At 67.2% G+C, this 16,425-nt stretch carries 16 protein-coding genes; 11 read left to right on the plus strand and 5 right to left on the minus strand.

Going from position 1 to position 16,425, the window contains the following annotated elements; genetic code table 11:
* Positions 1-414 precede the first annotated feature (414 nt).
* The 6 genes from rpsB to QNN99_RS14880 all read left to right on the plus strand — a co-directional run bounded on the left by rpsB (position 415) and on the right by QNN99_RS14880 (position 5,707).
* Entirely contained in the window at positions 415-1,305 is an 891-nt protein-coding gene (gene rpsB / locus QNN99_RS14855) for a 30S ribosomal protein S2 (RefSeq protein ID WP_229967452.1), read from the plus strand.
* Positions 1,306-1,440: 135 nt separating this feature from the next.
* Positions 1,441-2,280, plus strand: coding sequence for a translation elongation factor Ts (gene tsf, locus QNN99_RS14860; RefSeq protein WP_229967454.1), 840 nt, complete (start codon positions 1,441-1,443; stop codon positions 2,278-2,280).
* A gap of 138 nt (positions 2,281-2,418) precedes the next feature.
* Positions 2,419-3,150: a UMP kinase gene (gene pyrH, locus QNN99_RS14865; protein ID WP_229967456.1), complete on the plus strand. Its 732-nt coding sequence runs from the start codon at positions 2,419-2,421 to the stop codon at positions 3,148-3,150.
* A gap of 282 nt (positions 3,151-3,432) precedes the next feature.
* Complete coding sequence (gene frr / locus QNN99_RS14870; RefSeq protein WP_229967458.1) at positions 3,433-3,990, plus strand: ribosome recycling factor; 558 nt, start codon at positions 3,433-3,435, stop codon at positions 3,988-3,990.
* A 74-nt stretch (positions 3,991-4,064) separates the two neighbouring features.
* Entirely contained in the window at positions 4,065-4,967 is a 903-nt protein-coding gene (locus QNN99_RS14875; RefSeq protein ID WP_229967460.1) for a phosphatidate cytidylyltransferase, read from the plus strand.
* A gap of 161 nt (positions 4,968-5,128) precedes the next feature.
* Positions 5,129-5,707: a DivIVA domain-containing protein gene (locus QNN99_RS14880; RefSeq protein WP_229967462.1), complete on the plus strand. Its 579-nt coding sequence runs from the start codon at positions 5,129-5,131 to the stop codon at positions 5,705-5,707.
* Positions 5,708-5,757: 50 nt separating this feature from the next.
* Here QNN99_RS14880 and QNN99_RS14885 read toward each other — a convergent pair whose 3' ends face one another.
* Genes QNN99_RS14885 through QNN99_RS14900 form a run of 4 tightly spaced genes read right to left on the minus strand, consistent with a single transcriptional unit; the run spans position 5,758 to position 9,651 of the window.
* On the minus strand, positions 5,758-7,224 hold the full coding sequence (locus QNN99_RS14885) for a sodium/solute symporter (RefSeq protein WP_229967463.1): 1,467 nt from the start codon (positions 7,222-7,224) through the stop codon (positions 5,758-5,760).
* A gap of 15 nt (positions 7,225-7,239) precedes the next feature.
* Positions 7,240-7,671: a DUF485 domain-containing protein gene (locus tag QNN99_RS14890; protein WP_229967465.1), complete on the minus strand. Its 432-nt coding sequence runs from the start codon at positions 7,669-7,671 to the stop codon at positions 7,240-7,242.
* Positions 7,668-8,426 carry a LytR/AlgR family response regulator transcription factor gene (locus tag QNN99_RS14895; RefSeq protein ID WP_229967467.1) on the minus strand — a complete coding sequence of 253 codons (759 nt, stop codon included), beginning with the start codon at positions 8,424-8,426 and terminating at the stop codon, positions 7,668-7,670. Before QNN99_RS14895 ends, QNN99_RS14890 begins: the two co-directional genes overlap by 4 nt.
* A 19-nt stretch (positions 8,427-8,445) precedes the next feature.
* Positions 8,446-9,651, minus strand: coding sequence for a sensor histidine kinase (locus QNN99_RS14900; RefSeq protein WP_229967470.1), 1,206 nt, complete (start codon positions 9,649-9,651; stop codon positions 8,446-8,448).
* A 219-nt stretch (positions 9,652-9,870) separates the two neighbouring features.
* Here QNN99_RS14900 and QNN99_RS14905 point away from each other — a divergent pair, with 219 nt between their 5' ends.
* Together QNN99_RS14905 and QNN99_RS14910 are read left to right on the plus strand one after the other, a co-directional pair.
* Positions 9,871-10,245 (plus strand): DUF485 domain-containing protein, encoded by a 375-nt coding sequence (locus QNN99_RS14905; RefSeq protein ID WP_229967472.1) that lies wholly within the window; start codon positions 9,871-9,873, stop codon positions 10,243-10,245.
* Positions 10,242-11,870 carry a monocarboxylic acid transporter gene (locus QNN99_RS14910; RefSeq protein ID WP_229967474.1) on the plus strand — a complete coding sequence of 543 codons (1,629 nt, stop codon included), beginning with the start codon at positions 10,242-10,244 and terminating at the stop codon, positions 11,868-11,870. Before QNN99_RS14905 ends, QNN99_RS14910 begins: the two co-directional genes overlap by 4 nt.
* An 88-nt stretch (positions 11,871-11,958) precedes the next feature.
* Here QNN99_RS14910 and QNN99_RS14915 read toward each other — a convergent pair whose 3' ends face one another.
* Entirely contained in the window at positions 11,959-12,438 is a 480-nt protein-coding gene (locus QNN99_RS14915; protein ID WP_229967476.1) for an Lrp/AsnC family transcriptional regulator, read from the minus strand.
* A gap of 166 nt (positions 12,439-12,604) precedes the next feature.
* On the opposite strand from QNN99_RS14915, the gene pdhA reads away from it, so the two are divergent.
* The 3 genes from pdhA to QNN99_RS14930 are packed head-to-tail and all read left to right on the plus strand — an operon-like array spanning position 12,605 to position 16,376.
* Positions 12,605-13,822, plus strand: coding sequence for a pyruvate dehydrogenase (acetyl-transferring) E1 component subunit alpha (gene pdhA, locus QNN99_RS14920; RefSeq protein ID WP_442860535.1), 1,218 nt, complete (start codon positions 12,605-12,607; stop codon positions 13,820-13,822).
* A complete protein-coding gene (locus tag QNN99_RS14925; RefSeq protein WP_229967478.1) occupies positions 13,819-14,865 on the plus strand; it encodes an alpha-ketoacid dehydrogenase subunit beta in 1,047 nt (348 codons plus the stop codon). The genes pdhA and QNN99_RS14925 overlap by 4 nt, the downstream gene beginning before the upstream one ends.
* Complete coding sequence (locus QNN99_RS14930) at positions 14,862-16,376, plus strand: dihydrolipoamide acetyltransferase family protein (protein WP_229967480.1); 1,515 nt, start codon at positions 14,862-14,864, stop codon at positions 16,374-16,376. The genes QNN99_RS14925 and QNN99_RS14930 overlap by 4 nt, the downstream gene beginning before the upstream one ends.
* Positions 16,377-16,425: the final 49 nt, after the last annotated feature.

Raw genomic sequence — 16,425 nt, forward strand, 5'->3', positions numbered from 1 at the left:
CGGCTTCTTGGCCGGCGCGGGCCCTCCGCGCCGGCTGTGGACAACTTGCCCCGGTGGACTTCTGAACCGGTCCTGGGGAGGACAAAAGCTCCACGGCGCTGGTGTATAGTTGACGAAGCAGTTTGCTGTGCCATGTTCCCTGCCCGCAGGGAGGACGCCGCCCGGGATTTCACCGAAACCCGAGCGGAGGTCGCACGGAATTCTGACTACGCGTGTCCCAATTATCCCGGCCTTTCCTCGGAGAAGCCGCGGGTGCTCTTCCATCGGTCCGGTAAGCCGGCAGGGAGGGCATGCTGACCTTCAGCTGATGGGCACCAGGAGCTTCGCCCGCCCGGGTGTACAGCTATAAACCGTCAATTGGCAGCAGGACTTCCGTGCTTCGGCACGCCGTCTGCTGCCGGAAGGAGTGACGACATGCCCGTCGTTACAATGCGCCAGCTGCTCGACAGCGGCGTCCACTTTGGACACCAGACCCGTCGCTGGAACCCGAAGATGAAGCGTTTCATCTTCACCGAGCGCAACGGCATCTACATCATCGATCTGCAGCAGTCGCTGTCCTACATCGACCGCGCCTACGAGTTCGTCAAGGCCACCGTTGCCCACGGCGGAACCGTACTGTTCGTCGGTACCAAGAAGCAGGCCCAGGAAGCCATCGCAGAGCAGGCCACCCGTGTTGGCCAGCCCTACGTGAACCAGCGCTGGCTCGGCGGTATGCTCACCAACTTCCAGACCGTTGCCAAGCGCATCCAGCGTCTGAAGGAACTCGAAGAGATCGACTTCGACGATGTTGCCGGTTCCGGCCACACCAAGAAGGAACTGCTGCTGCTGAAGCGCGAGCTCACCAAGCTGCAGACCAACCTCGGCGGCATCCGCAACCTGACCAAGGCTCCGTCCGTGGTCTGGATCGTTGATACCCAGAAGGAACACCTCGCCATTGACGAGGCCAAGAAGCTGAACATCCCGGTTGTTGCCATCCTGGACAGCAACTGCGATCCCGACGACGTCGACTTCCCGATCCCGGGTAACGACGACGCCATCCGCTCCGTCAACCTGCTGACCCGCGTTATCGCCGACGCCGTTGCTGAGGGCCTGATCGTCCGCCACAACAAGTCCGGCAACACGGAAGCACCGGCCGAGCCGCTGGCCGAGTGGGAGCGCGAGCTCCTCGAGGCTCCTGCCGCTGAAGCTGCTCCCGCCGCTGACGCAGCTCCGGCTGCCGAAGAGGCCGTCGAAGCTGAAGCAGCAGTAGAGGCTCCGGCCGAAGCCGCTGCCGAGGCTCCGGCCGCGGAAGCAACAGAGAAGTAAATAGAAGTTCCTTGGGTCACCGCTGCTGAGGCCGCGGCGACCCGAGGGTATCTGCTGGCGCGGCTGGCCGGAATTTTCCGGCCAGCCGCTCTGGCGGAATCTCACCAAACTTACAACGGGAGGACTGGAGTCCAAATGGCGAACTACACCGCTGCTGATATCAAGGCTCTGCGCGAGCGCACAGGCGCCGGCATGATGGATGTGAAGAAGGCTCTTGACGAGGCCAACGGCGATGCCGACAAGGCCATGGAGCTCATCCGCATCAAGGGCCTGAAGGGCGCCACCAAGCGCGAAGGCCGTTCCACCGCCGAGGGCCTGGTTGCTGCCAAGGTCATCGATGGCACCGCCGGCGTCATGATCGAGCTCAACTGCGAAACCGACTTCGTTGCCAAGTCGCCCAAGTTCATTGAACTGGCCGCCAAGGTTCTGGACGCCGCCGTGGAGTCCGCTGCTGCTGACGCCGAGACGCTTCTGGCCTACAACGTTGACGGCAAGCCGCTCTCCGACGTCATCGTCGAAGAAGGCGCCATCCTGGGCGAGAAGGTTGTCGTCCGCCGGGTTGCACGCCTCGAAGGCAAGACCGTTGATGCCTACCTGCACAAGACCTCCAAGGACCTTCCGGCCCAGGTTGGCGTGCTGTTCGCTGTGGATGGTGACAGCGACGAGGCAAAGACCGCTGCACACGACATCGCAGTGCACACCGCCGCTTACGCTCCCACGTACCTCACGCGCGAAGAAGTTCCCGCCGAGACCGTGGAAAACGAACGCCGCATCGCTGACGAGACGGCACGCGCCGAGGGCAAGCCCGAAGCCGCGCTGACCAAGATCGTCGAAGGCCGCATGACCGGTTTCTACAAGGAAATCGTGCTGCTGGACCAGCCGTTCGCGAAGGACGCCAAGAAGACCGTGGCAAAGGTACTCGAAGAAGCCGGTACCGCACCGTCCGGCTTCGCCCGTTTCCGCGTAGGCGCCTAGCCTCCAAGGCACTGGACCTGACGGAAGCGTCATTATGAACAACTGGGGTGGTCACCAAGGTGACCGCCCCTTTTGTCTGCCCAAAACTGCTCTCTACTCTATAAACCAAGCACGTCCTATGCCCCGGGAGGCACCACCATGGCCCACGTCCTGAAAGAAACCGCTTTGGCGCGCCGACGCGTGCTGCTCAAGCTCTCCGGCGAAGTCTTCGGCGGAGGAAAGCTCGGCGTGGACCCGGATACGGTGCGCGCCGTCGCCAAGCAGATTGCCGCGACCGTCGGTGAGGTCGAGGTCGCGATCGTGGTGGGCGGCGGAAACTTCTTCCGCGGCGCCGAACTGTCCCAGAGCGGGATGGACCGCTCCCGGGCCGACTACATGGGCATGCTGGGCACCGTGATGAACTGCCTGGCCCTGCAGGACTTCCTGGAACAGGCCGGCGTCGAGACCCGCGTCCAGAGCGCCATCACCATGGGGCAGGTCGCCGAGGCGTACATTCCGCGGCGCGCCATCCGCCACCTGGAAAAGGGCCGCGTGGTCATCTTCGGCGCCGGCGCCGGACTGCCCTACTTCTCAACTGACACCGTCGCCGCCCAGCGCGCCCTCGAGGTGCACGCCGACGAGGTACTCATGGCCAAGAGCGGCGTCGACGGCGTCTACACCGCCGACCCCAACAAGGATCCCAGCGCGGTACGGCTCGAAACCCTCACGTACGACGACGCCCTGCGCCAGGACATCCGCGTCATGGACCAGACGGCGATGACGATGTGCAAGGACAATGACCTCAACATGGTGGTCTTTGGCATGGAGGGCGAAGGCAACGTCACCCGCGCCATCCGCGGCGAGAAGATCGGCACCATCGTTTCCAACTAGGCTTACCGCCTCACCGTTCCGGGTCCGCGCCTGCGGGCCTGGAACGGCGGCAACGATATTCCCTCGGCCGCGGACGGCCTCCGGAATAATAAAGCCGCCTTCCTCCAGGCCCTCCGGTGCGGGCGTGCCCCGCCAGCTGCGGTGGAGGCCCGTGCGCCAAGAGGGTCCCCCCTCCACCTCGCAAGAGCTCGGTGCAGGGAACCCCGACCCTTTTGGCTTAGGATGAATAAGAGAGCCCAGCCACCATCTGAGTGGACATTTTTTGTGTGTTAGGAGACACCCGTGATTGAAGAAACGCTGGCAGAGGCAACCGACAAAATGGACAAGGCGGTGGAAGTAGCCAAAGAGGACTTCGCGACCATCCGCACCGGCCGCGCCACCCCCGCACTGTTCTCCAAGGTCCTGGTGGACTACTACGGTTCTCCGACCCAGCTCCAGCAGCTCGCGTCGTTCGGCACGCCGGACGCACGCACCCTGCTGATCACGCCCTACGATGTTTCCGCACTGCGGGCCATCGAGCGCGCGCTGAGCGATTCCGAGGTCGGCGCGAACCCCTCCAACGACGGCAAGGTCATCCGCGTGATCATGCCCGAGCTGACGCAGGACCGCCGCAAGGAATACGTCAAGATCGTGAAGACCAAGGGCGAGGATGCCAAGGTCTCGGTCCGGAACATCCGCCGCAAGGCCAAGGATGCCCTGGACCGCCTGGTCAAGGACGGCGAGATCGGCGAGGACGACGGCGCCCGCGCCGAAAAGGACCTCGACGCGCAGACGAAGGCCCACACCGAGGCCATCGACGATCTGCTCAAGCGCAAGGAAGCCGAGCTGCTCGAGGTCTGATGACGAACGACCAGCCTCCCAGCAAGGCTGGCGGTACGTCCCTTGAGACTGATCCGGCAGCAAAGGCCACGGATATGAGTGCAACCGACGGAGCCGGGCCTGCCCGGAAGGGAACAGCGTCCCGGCGCTTTTCCCGCGTGACCGGAACGCCCAAGGCGCCGGCCAAGCCTTCGAAGGCCGGCCGGAACCTGCCGGCGGCCATCGCCGTCGGCGTCACCCTGCTTGGTGCGCTTCTGGCCGGCCTGCTGTTCTTCCCCTTTGCGATCGTTGCCATTGCCACGGTGTTTGCCGCCGTCGGCGTGTGGGAAGTCAGCCGTGCCCTGGAAGTGCGCGGAATCAAGGTGCCGCTGGTTCCGGTGCTTGTGGGCACCGTGGCGCTGCCGTTCGCGGCGTATTTCGGCGGCAGCGAATCACTGGCTTTTGCCCTCGTGGCGACGGTGGTGGCGATCCTGCTCTGGCGGGCGATTGATACCGCCGAAGACGCGGTCCGCAGCATCTTCGCCGGCATCTTCGTGGTGCTGTGGGTGCCGTTCCTGCTGAGCTTTGCGCTGCTCCTGCTGGGCGAACCCGACGGTCAGATCGGCGTCGCTGTCCTGCTGCTCCTGGTGGTATCCAACGACACCTTCGGCTACATGGTGGGAGCCATCTTCGGCAAGCACCCCATGGCGCCGAAGATCAGCCCCAAGAAATCCTGGGAGGGGTTCGCCGGGTCGGCGGCAGGCGCCACAGTTGTCGGGATCGTGGCGGCCATCTTCTTCCTGGACCAGCCGTGGTGGTTTGGCCTCGTGCTGGCTGTAGCCACCGTTGCCGCAGCCACGGCCGGCGACTTCTCGGAGTCCATGATCAAGCGGGAGCTTGGCGTCAAGGACATGTCCAATCTGCTGCCCGGACACGGCGGAATCATGGACCGGCTGGATTCGGTGGTCTTTGCCTCACCCGTGGTGTTCATGCTCTCGGTGCTGCTGGCTCGAGCCTAGCGGGCGGGGTCGCCCGGAGCACCTTCAGCGGGCGGCGGAGCGGCGGAACAGTGCCTTGGTCATGCCGAACCGGAGCCGGACAAGCGACAACGTAAGATATGCACAGGTTTTCCAAAGAGTCTCGGCACAAAGCGGCATGACCACAGAGGAACAATTTAGACATGGACGAAGCGCGGCAGGCCAACGCCCCTTTTGAGCGTGTGGGGCGACGGGAATACGGCTACAACACGCGCCAGGTTGATGAGTTCCTGGCAAAGGCGCGCAGCTACTACAACTCCGAAAGCACGTCCACGAAGGCCATCACCAGCCGCAACGTCCGTTCGATGGCGTTTGACCCGGCCAAGGCCGGCTACGAACCGCAGGCCGTTGACGCCGCACTGGACCGGCTGGAAGACGTTTTTGCCCAGCGTGAAAGAGACCAGCTCATCCAGGACAAGGGCGAAGAAGCCTGGCTGCTGCAGATTGGCCGCAGCTCCGCCGTTTTGCGTGCCCGGCTGCACCGCAAGCCCGGTGAACGGTTCCGCCGCCCCAGCAAGCGCAAGGTGCCCAGCTACAACGTTGAAGACGTGGACGCGCTCTGCAATGAACTGCTGGACTACTTCGAGAACGACAAGCCGCTGAGCGTGGACGTGGTCCGCCGCGCGGTCTTCCGCGAAGCCAAGGGCGCCGAGGGCTACGAGGAAACCCAGGTGGACGCGTTCCTGGACCGCGTTGTCGAGCTCATGGCCTCGATCGACTAAGTACGGCTCGACGGCCCCGGCTCAGCGCCGGACCGCTCGACGCCGCCGGCTCAGCGCCGCCGTTCCGGTGTGTGCAGCCGGGCCAGGATCTTGGCGGCCCCGGCCGGCGCCAGGCCCGGCCACAGCCGGGACACGGCCACCGTCACCGCAAAGGCGGCCGGCACGGTCCACGCGGCGGGCAGTTCCAGCCACGCCGGCGAACTCTTTCCTGCGGTGGCCAACACGCCGCCGGCGACCATCGCGCCGCCGCACAGCACCGCGCCGGTCACCATTCCGGACACCGCGCCCCGGGAGGTGAGCCCCCGCCACCAGATGCCGAGCACCAGCAGCGGACAGAGCGTCGAGGCGGTGAAAGCGAACACCATGCCCACACTGCCGGCCAGCGCCTGCGAGCTCGTCAGCAGCGCCAGGCCCAGGGGCACGACGGCGGCCAGGACGGCTGAGAGCCGGAACCCGCCCACGCTGCCGCGGAAGAACTGCTGGCTGACGACGCCGGCCAGGGAGACCACCAGCCCGCCGGTGGTGGACAGGAAGGCGGCGAAGGCTCCGGCCGTCACGAGCGCCGAGAGCAAATCACCCAGTGCTCCGTCGAACACCCGCCCGGGCAGCAGCAGGACCGTCGAGTCCGCTCCTCCGGCGGCCAGCTCGGGCGTGTAGATGCGGCCCAGCACGCCGTAGATGATGGGAAAGATGTAAAACAGCGACAGCAGCCCCAGCACAATCAATGTGGTCCGCCGGGCCGAGGCGCCGTCCGGATTTGTGTAGAACCGCACCAGCACGTGCGGCAGGCCGAGGGTTCCGCAGAGCAGCGCAATGCTCAGCGAGATGTTCCGGTACAGGGAGGCGCTGGTCTCGGGGTTCAGCGCCGCGGCGAACACCGCGCCGCCGTCGGTCCAGGGCAGGCCCTCCCGGGAGAGCCGAAACAGCACGAAGAGCACCGGCACGGCAATGGCCACGAGCTTGAGCCAGTACTGGAAAGCCTGCACAAAGGTGATGGACCGCATACCGCCGGTGACCACGTTCAGGCAGACGACCACCACCACGGCCACCGAGCCCACCCAGCCCGGCAGCCCGGTGGTGATGCCGATGGTCAGCGCCGCCCCGTGCAGCTGCGGCACGATGTACAGCCAGCCGACGGCGATCACCAGCAGGCCGGTGACCCGGCGGACGGCCAGGGATTCCAGCCGGGCCTCCGCGAAATCCGGGATGGTGTACGCGCCGGACCGGCGCAGGGGAGCGGCCACGAAGAGCAGCAGCATCAGGTAGCCGGCCGTGTAGCCGATGGGAAACCACAGGGCGTCCACGCCGGACACGAGGATCAGCCCGGCCACTCCCAGGAAGCTGGCGGCGGACAGGTATTCCCCGCCGATCGCCGAGGCATTCCACCACGGCCGCACGGTCCGGGAGGCCACATAGAAATCTCCGGTGGTCCGGGAGATGCGCAGCCCGTACACGCCGATCAGCAGCGTGGCGGCGGTGACGGCGGCCAGTGCGGCGTAGCCGGCGACCGGGTTCATGCCGGCACCTCGGAGCTAGGCATCATCGACCAGGTCCAGGAAGCGCTGTTCGTTGCGGTCGGCGCTGCGCACATACAGGGCACCGCAGATGATGACCAGGGGATAGACGCCGACGCCCAGCAGGATCCAGGGCGCCGGAACGGTGAACAGCGTGAGGGTGGCGATGACCGGCAGGAACGCCAGGAGTACCGGAACGCCCAGCAGGATCAGCAGGAAGCCACCGGTGACCACCAGGGCCAGGCGCAGCTGGGAGCGGATCAGGGAGCCAATGAACAGCTCACCCACCTCGGTCTGCTCATCCAGCTCCCGCGACACGGTGTAGGGGTCCGCGGAAGCCGGAGCGGTGCGCGGGGCGGTGACCCGCACCCGTTCCTGCCCCGCGGCCGCCGGTCCGGCCGCCGGCGCGGCGTCCGGTGATGCCGCCGCCTGGCCAGCATCGGGGCTCATGCGCGGGGCCGGATCCGGTTGGCGGCGAGCGTGCTGCGCACCCCGGGCAGGTGCCGGCGGCTGACGGGCAGCTCCGCCGTGCCGACGCTGATGCTGGCGCGGCCGCCGGCCACCCGCACCTGCCGGATGTGCGAGCGGGACACCAAATAGGAGCGGTGGATGCGGACAAAGCCCGCCTCCGCCCACTGCTCCTCCAGGTCCGTCAGCGGAACCCGGATCAGGTAGGAGGACTCGGCGGTGTGCAGCCGGGCGTAGTCGCCCTGCGCCTGCACGTACCGGATGTCGTCGCGGCGGATCAGGCGGGTGGTGCCGCCCTGGACCACGGTGACGACGTCGCTGTCGCCGTCGCTGTCGGCCGCCTCGGCGGCGAGGTCGCAGATGCGCCGGACTGATTCGGCCAGCCGTTCCGGGCGGACGGGCTTCAGTAGGTAATCCACGGCCGCCAGGTCGAAGGCCGCGAGGGCCTGTTCCTCGTCGGCGGTCACGAACACGAGGGCCGGCGGGCGCTCCCGGCTGCCCAGGACGCGGGCGATGTCCAGCCCTGACATTGCCGGCATGTGGATGTCCAGGAACACCGCGTCCACTGAATTTCCTTCGATGGCGAGCAGGGCCTGGGCGCCGCTGGATGCCCGGTGCACCTCGCCCACCCGGGCGTCCCGGCCAAGCAGGAAGGCCAGCTCGTTCACGGCGGGCAGCTCGTCGTCGACCACCACCACGGAGATCTGCCGGGAAGCCGGTTTACCTGATGCTGACATGTGAATCAGGTTACAAGACTCAGGTGCGGTGTCCCGGCTGCGACTTGGGTATGTGCATGGTGATCAGGGTTCCGGCGCCCGGAGCGGTGTCAATGATCAGCCCGTGGTCCTCACCGTAGACCTGGCGCAGCCGGACGTCGACGTTCCGCAGGCCCACATGGTCGCCTTCCGCGTGGCCGGCCAGCACGGCGCGCAGATATTCGGGATCCATGCCCGCACCGTTGTCCTCGACAGTGATGACGGCCTGCGCGCCGGCGTCGGCGGCCGTGATGGTGATGTGGCCCTCGCCGTCGGCGGCTTCCAGCCCGTGCCGCACCGAGTTTTCGACCAGCGGCTGCAGCGAAAGGAACGGAATGACGGTGCCCAGGACCTCGGGGCCGATCTGCAGGCTGATCTTCAGGCGGTCGCCGAAGCGTGCCCGCTCCAGCAGCAGGTACCGGTCGATGGCCTGCAGCTCCTCGGCCACAGTGGTGAAGTTGCCGCTGCGCCGGAAGGTGTAGCGGGTGAAGTCGGCGAACTCGACCACCAGTTCCCGGGCCCGCACCGGATCCGTCGTGATGTACGAGGCGATGGCGTTGAGGGAGTTGTAGATGAAGTGCGGGCTGATCTGGGCGCGCAGGGCGCGGACCTCGGCCTCCATCAGCATGGTGCGGGATGTGTCCAGCTCGGCCAGCTCGATCTGCGCGGCCACCCAGGCGGCGACGTCGTTGGCCGCCCGGACCAGGCCGGCGCTGACCGAGGGCGTGAAAACGGCAAGGGTGCCCACCGTTTTCCGGTTGACCTGCAGCGGGCACACCAGCAACTCGCGTCCGCCGTCGTCGTCGAGCCCCAGGGAACGCAGTGAAGCGCCGCGGAACACCTTGGTCCGCCCGCTGTCCAGGACCGTGCGGGAGGCCTCGAGCAGCCGGGCGCGGGAGCGGGGCGTGTCCGGCAGCGATCCCTCCCAGGCCAGGACCGCCGCGGCATCGGCCAGTGCCAGGGTGTCGCAGCCGAGCAGTGCCCGGAGGTGGCGCCCGGCCTTGCTGGCGCCCGAGGGGGTGAGGCCGGCGCGCAGGTGGCGCGACGCCAGGCTCGCGGTGTGGAGGGCCGAGTAGACGGCCCGTTCCCGGTCGGATCCCAGGTCGCGCTGGGACCGGCTCAGGCGGTGTCCCAGGGCTGCCACCAGGGCCACGGTAAGAACGGCGATGGTGCACACCATGGCAATGTCGACGGCGGGGCTGAACATCCCACTACCCTAGCGGCAGCGCCCGACGGCGGGCGCGGGGCACCGTTTACCGCAGGGGAATGACCGCTCGGCGAGGCGCGGGTGTCGAAACTGGTGCCACGGAGCCGTCCATAGCAGGGTGATGGGGATCACAGTTTGTGCGTGTGTGGTGTCCGAAGCCGGCCCGACCGGTCAACGGCGGGCAGCGGCGTGCGGACGAGCCCAACTCAAGGAGGAGCGATGGCTTCACAAAAGCCCCAAGGAACCGGTGCGCATGCCGCTGCACCGGTGGACTTCACTGAGGTCCAAAAATCACCCGAACTGCAGGAGCTGCGCAAACGCCAGCGCAGCTTTATTTTCCCGATGGCCCTGGTGTTCCTGCTGTGGTACTTCGCCTACGTGCTCCTGGCCGACTACGCCCACGACTTCATGTCCACCCCGGTCTGGGGCAACATCAACGTCGGGCTGATCCTGGGCCTGCTCCAGTTCGTCAGCACCTTCGGCATCACCATGTGGTACGTCAGCTACGCCAACCGCCGGATGGACCCCATCGCTGCGGGCCTGCGCGAGAAACTTGAGGCCAAGGGCGTCCGGCGTCCGGAGGAGAGCAAATGAGCACCGTCAACATTGTGGCTGCCACTGAGGTGACCGCCGAGGCCGTCAAGGAAACCGGCTGGCTGAACATGCTCATCTTCGGGCTTTTCGTGGCAGTCACCCTGGTGGTCGTGCTGCGGGCCAGCCGCAACAACAAGACCGCGGCTGACTATTACGCCGCCGGCCGGTCCTTCACCGGCCCGCAGAACGGCACTGCCATCGCCGGCGACTACCTCTCGGCCGCTTCCTTCCTGGGCATCGTCGGCGCCATTGCCATCAACGGCTATGACGGCTTCCTGTACTCCATCGGCTTCCTGGTCGCCTGGCTGGTGGCCCTGCTGCTGGTGGCGGAAATGCTGCGCAACACCGGCAAGTTCACCATGGCCGACGTCCTCTCGTTCCGGCTGAAGCAGCGCCCGGTCCGCATTGCCGCGGCCATCACCACCCTGGCGGTCTGCTTCTTCTACCTGCTGGCCCAGATGGCCGGCGCCGGCGGACTCGTCTCGCTGCTGATGGGCATCGACGGCAAGATCGGCCAGTCCCTGGTCATTACCGTCGTCGGCGGCCTGATGATCATTTACGTACTGATCGGCGGCATGAAGGGCACCACCTGGGTGCAGATCATCAAGGCCGTCCTGCTTATTGCCGGCGCTGCCATCATGACGGTCTGGGTCCTGGCCCTGCACGGCTTCAACCTCTCCGAGCTGCTCGGCAGCGCCGTTGAAATGTCCGGCAACCCCGAACTCCTGAACCCGGGCCTGCAGTACGGCAAGACCGACACCTCCAGGCTGGACTTCATCTCGCTGGGCATGGCCCTGGTGCTCGGCACCGCGGCCCTGCCGCACGTGCTGATGCGCTTCTACACCGTTCCCACCGCCAAGGAAGCCCGGCGCTCAGTGGTCTGGGCCATCTGGCTGATCGGCATCTTCTACCTGTTCACCCTGATCCTGGGCTACGGCGCTGCTGCGCTGATCCCGAAGGAGACCATCACCTCGGCTCCGGGCGGCGTGAACTCCGCGGCTCCGCTGCTGGCCTTCGCCCTGGGCGGCCCGGTCCTGCTGGGACTGATCTCCGCGGTGGCCTTCGCGACCATCCTGGCCGTTGTTGCCGGCCTGACCATCACGGCTGCCGCTTCCTTCGCCCATGACATTTACGCCAACGTCATCCGCAAGGGCAAGGTGGATGCCGACGGTGAGGTCAAGGTGGCCCGCCGCACGGTAATCGTGATCGGCGTCGTCTCCATCCTCGGCGGCATCGGGGCGCAGGGGCAGAACGTTGCCTTCCTGGTGGCCCTGGCCTTCGCGGTGGCGGCCAGCGCCAACCTGCCGACCATCCTGTACTCGCTGTACTGGCGCCGCTTCAACACCCAGGGCGCCATCTGGAGCATGTACGGCGGACTCGGCTCGGCCATCCTGCTGATCCTGCTCTCGCCGGTGTTCTCCGGGTCCGAAACGTCAATGGTTTCCGCCATCGACATCTCGGTCTTCCCGCTGAGCAACCCGGGCCTGGTCTCCATCCCGCTCGCCTTCTTCCTGGGCTGGCTGGGAACCGTGGTGGGCAAGGACGACGAATCGCCGCAGAAGCAGGCGGAGATGGAAGTCCGCTCGCTCACCGGCGTCGGCGCAGAGAAGGCCGTGGACCACTAGTCCGCACCAGCCGGTTCCCGCTCCCCGCCGAAATGGCAGAAGGTGCGTCTCTCAGGTCTGAGAGACGCACCTTCTGCCCTTTAGCGCTTCAGTGTGTGGCGGCGGTCCCGTCGCGTTCCAGCAGGGGAGAAACCCGGAACGGGATGAGCTCGCCGATGGCCAGGTTGGTGTCACAGCGCTCGACGCCGGAGACGGCCAGGACAATCTTGGCGACCCGGAACAGATCCTCGGCGTCGGCGGCCACCACGCGCAGCAGGATGTCCGCGTCCCCGGTCAGCCCGTGCGCCTCCACCACCTCGGGGATCAGGGCGAGTTCCGACGTGATCTCGGCCAGCCGCTGCTGCTGGACGTGCACGCGGGCAAAGGCCATCAGCGGGTAGCCCAGCGCAGCCGGGCTGATCCGGCGCTCGAAGGGCAGGAACACCAGCTTCTTCTCCAGCTGCCCCAGCCGGGCCTGCACCGTGTTGCGGGAGATGCCCAGGACTCCGGCCAAGGCCACCACCGTTCGCTGCGGATCGCGGGCCAAAGCGAGGAGCAGCCGGGTATCGGTCCTGTCCAGGGGGCGCATAGTGCGAAAGATTAGCACGGTGGAATTGCTGTTGATAGGGCACAATGCTCAGCTGTACGCCTCATGGTTGTGCCGCATGTTTGGTGTGAGTAGGGTCACAGGTAGCCGGGCAAGGGTGCCCGGGCATCGGTTCGGCCCCGCCACCCCGGGGGCCCAACACGGAAGGATGCGTACCAACGTGTCTCTGCATACTCCTGTTCGCCCACCGCACGAGACCGGCGCCACCGCAGCCGGCCCCTACGTCCAGCTGGTCCGTCCCGACGGTTCCCGCGTGGCCTCCTCCTACGATCATTGGGTGGAGGACGTCGACCCGGACCAGTTGCGCAGCCTCTACGAGGACATGGTGGTGATCCGCCGGATCGACACCGAGGCCACCGCGCTGCAGCGCCAGGGCGAGCTGGGTCTCTGGCCGCCGCTGCTGGGCCAGGAAGCAGCGCAGATCGGCTCCGCCCGCACCCTCCGGGACAGCGACTTCGTGTTCGGCAGTTACCGGGAGAACGGCGTGGCGTGGTGCCGCGGCGTCGACCCCGAATCCCTGATGCGGGTGTGGCGCGGCAACGCGGCGGCCGGCTGGGATCCCGCCACGGTGAACATGGCCCCCGCCCAGGTGATCATCGGCGCCCAGGCGCTGCACGCCGCCGGCTACGGCATGGGCGTGGTGACCGACGGGACCGACGACGCCGTCATCACCTACTTCGGCGACGGCGCCACCAGCCAGGGCGACGTCAACGAGGCCATGGTCTTCGCCGCCAGCTTCCACGCGCCCGTCGTGTTCTTCTGCTCCAACAACCAGTGGGCCATTTCCGAGCCCGTGGGGCTGCAGGCCCAGGTGCCAATCGCGAACCGGGCTCCGGGCTTCGGGATCCCCTCCGTCCGGGTGGACGGCAACGATGTCCTGGCCGTCATGGCCGTGACCAGGGAAGCCCTGGACCGGGCGCGCAGCGGGGGAGGCCCCAGCTTCATCGAGGCCGTCACCTACCGGATGGGCCCGCACACCACCGCGGATGATCCCACCCGCTACCGCGATGCCGCGGAACTGGAAGAGTGGCGGGCCAAGGATCCGATCAGCAGGGTCGAGGCCCTGCTCCGCGCCGAGGGCCTGTTTACCGATGAGTTCGGCACCGCCGTCGCCGCCCGTGCCGACGCCGTGGCCGCCGAGCTCCGCTCCTCCTGCATCTCGATGCCCCCGCCGCCGGCCCTGGACATTTTTGCGCATGTGTACGCCGAGCCGAACTCCTGGCTGGAGAACCAGCAGGAGGAATACGCGCGCTACCTGGCGATGTACGGCACGGCGGACGACGCCGGCCACCCGGTTCAGGTGCACGGCACCGACCCGGTGGGTTCCGCTTCCACGGGTCCTCGGGAAGCGGGGGACCGGGCATGAGCACCATGACCTTGGGCCGGGCGATCAACACCGGGCTGCGCGCCGCAATGGACGCCGATCCCAAAGTGGTCCTGATGGGGGAGGACATCGGCACCCTCGGCGGAGTCTTCCGCATCACTGACGGATTGAAAAAGGACTTCGGCGCCACCCGGGTGATAGACACCCCGCTGGCCGAATCCGGCATCATGGGCACCGCCGTCGGGCTCGCCTTCCGCGGGTACCGGCCCGTGGTGGAAATCCAGTTCGACGGATTCATCTATCCGGCCTTCGACCAGATCGTCTCCCAGGTGGCGAAGATGCACTACCGCACCCGCGGCGCCGTGAACATGCCGCTGACCATCCGGGTGCCGTTCGGCGGAGGCATCGGTTCGCCCGAACACCACTCGGAGTCCCCGGAAGCCTACTTCACCCATACCTCCGGGCTGCGGGTGGTGAGCGTGTCCAACCCGCAGGATGCCTACACGATGATCCGGCAGGCCATTGCGAGTGATGACCCCGTGCTGTATTTCGAGCCCAAGCGCCGCTACCACGTCAAGGGCGAGGTGCAGGAAACCCTCGACGGAGCGCTGCCGCTGGGCCGGGCCCGCGTCGTCGCCGAGGGCACCGACGTCACGCTGGTGACGTACGGGCCGCTGGTGATGACCGCCGCCGACGCCGCGATTGCCGCGTCCGATGAAGGGGTGTCCGTGGAGGTGATCGACCTGCGCTCGCTGTCACCGGTGGACTATGCCACGGTCGAAGCGTCGGTCCGCAAGACCGGGCGCCTGGTGATCACCCACGAGGCCGGAAAATCCGGCGGCGTCGGCGCTGAAATCTCCGCCAGCATCACCGAACGCTGCTTCGACTATCTGGAGCACGCACCCGTGCGGGTCACCGGCTTCGACATTCCGTATCCGCCCTCCAAGCTGGAACACCACCACCTGCCGGACCTGGACCGGATCCTCGACGGCGTGGACCGCGCACTGCGCCGTCCCAACTCGCTCAGCAACTTCCCGGCTGCGCACAGCACCTCGGCAACGGCGCTGGAAGGAGCGGGTCTGTGATCCGGGAATTCCGGCTGCCGGATTTGGGCGAGGGGCTGACCGAGTCGGAGATCGTTTCCTGGCACGTGGCCGTGGGGGACAGCGTCACCCTGAACCAGGTCATCGCCGAAGTTGAAACCGCGAAAGCCGTGGTGGAGCTGCCCTCACCGTATGCGGGCACCGTGGCCCGGCTCCATGAAGCGGCCGGCTCCGTGGTGGAGGTCGGCGCGCCCATCGTGTCCTTTGATGTCGGGGGAGAGCCGGACGGTCCTGCTGTCGGCGGGACGGCCGCCGGCGGAACGGCCGGTACGGCCGGCACGGCCGAAGGCCTCCTGTCCGCTGGTGCGCTGCCGGTTCCGGGCGAGTCCCTGAAGCGCACGCCCAACCTGGTGGGCTACGGTGCCGTCCCGGAGAAGGCCGGGCGTCCGGCCCGGCGGCGCTGGATCACCGCTCCCGCCGCTCCTGCCACATCCGCTCCTGCCGCAGCCGCCGGGCAGCCGGAGGCTCCCGAAACCCGGAAGGCTGCTGCGCCGTCCGGCCAGGAATCGCAGGAACGTCCGCGGTCAACGCCTCCGGTCCGGAAACTGGCCCGGGATCTGGGCATCGATCTGGAACAGCTGCAGGGAACCGGCCCCGACGGGCTGATCATCCGCGCGGATGTCACCGGCGCCGCGGAATCCACCGCGCAGCCGGGCAGTCAGGTTCAGCAGCCGGGCAGCCAAAACCAGCAGGGCAGCCGGGACCCGCAGCCGGAGCCGGCGCGCGAGTACCAACCGATGGCGCCGTCGTCGTCGGGCGTTGGAACGGCGCCGTCCCACAGTGCCCCGGACGCGAGGGAGGAGCGGATTCCGATCGCCGGAATGCGCAAGCACACGGCCGCCGCCATGGTGGCCAGCGCGTTCACGGCGCCGCACGTGACCGTTTTCCTGACCGTTGATGTGACTCCGTCGATTGATCTGCTGGCACGGCTGCGCCGGCAGCAGGCGTTCGACGGCCTGAAGCTGACGCCGCTGACGCTGGCCGCCAAGGCGGTCTGCCTCGCACTCCAGCGGCATCCGTCGCTGAATTCCCGCTGGGATGAGGCGGCCCGGGAGATTGTGCAGTACCGCTACGTGAACCTGGGCATCGCAGCCGCCACGCCGCGCGGACTGATGGTTCCCAACGTCAAGGACGCTGCGGCGCTGGGGCTTCGCGAGCTGGCTGCGGCGCTGGGAACCCTGGCGCAGACGGCGCGGGCCGGCAAGACCACTCCGGCGGACCTCGCGGGCGGAACCTTCTCGATTTCCAACGTGGGGGCCTTCGGGGTCGATGCCGGAACGCCCATCCTGAATCCGGGCGAGGCGGCGATTCTGGCGCTCGGCGCTGTCCGCGAACAGCCCTGGGCCTACGAAGGCGCTGTTGCCCTCCGCCAGGTGATGACCCTGAGCCTGTCCTTCGACCACCGGCTGGTGGACGGCGAACAGGGCGCCCGGTTCCTCAGCGAGGTGGGAATGATCCTGGCCGAGCCGGCCATGGCGCTCGCCCTGGTCTAAGACGAAACCCGCTGCAGCCGATGTTCGGTGCAGCGGGTTTCGCCTGACT

The organism is Arthrobacter sp. zg.Y820, assembly GCF_030125555.1.
Lineage (GTDB): Bacteria > Actinomycetota > Actinomycetes > Actinomycetales > Micrococcaceae > Arthrobacter_B.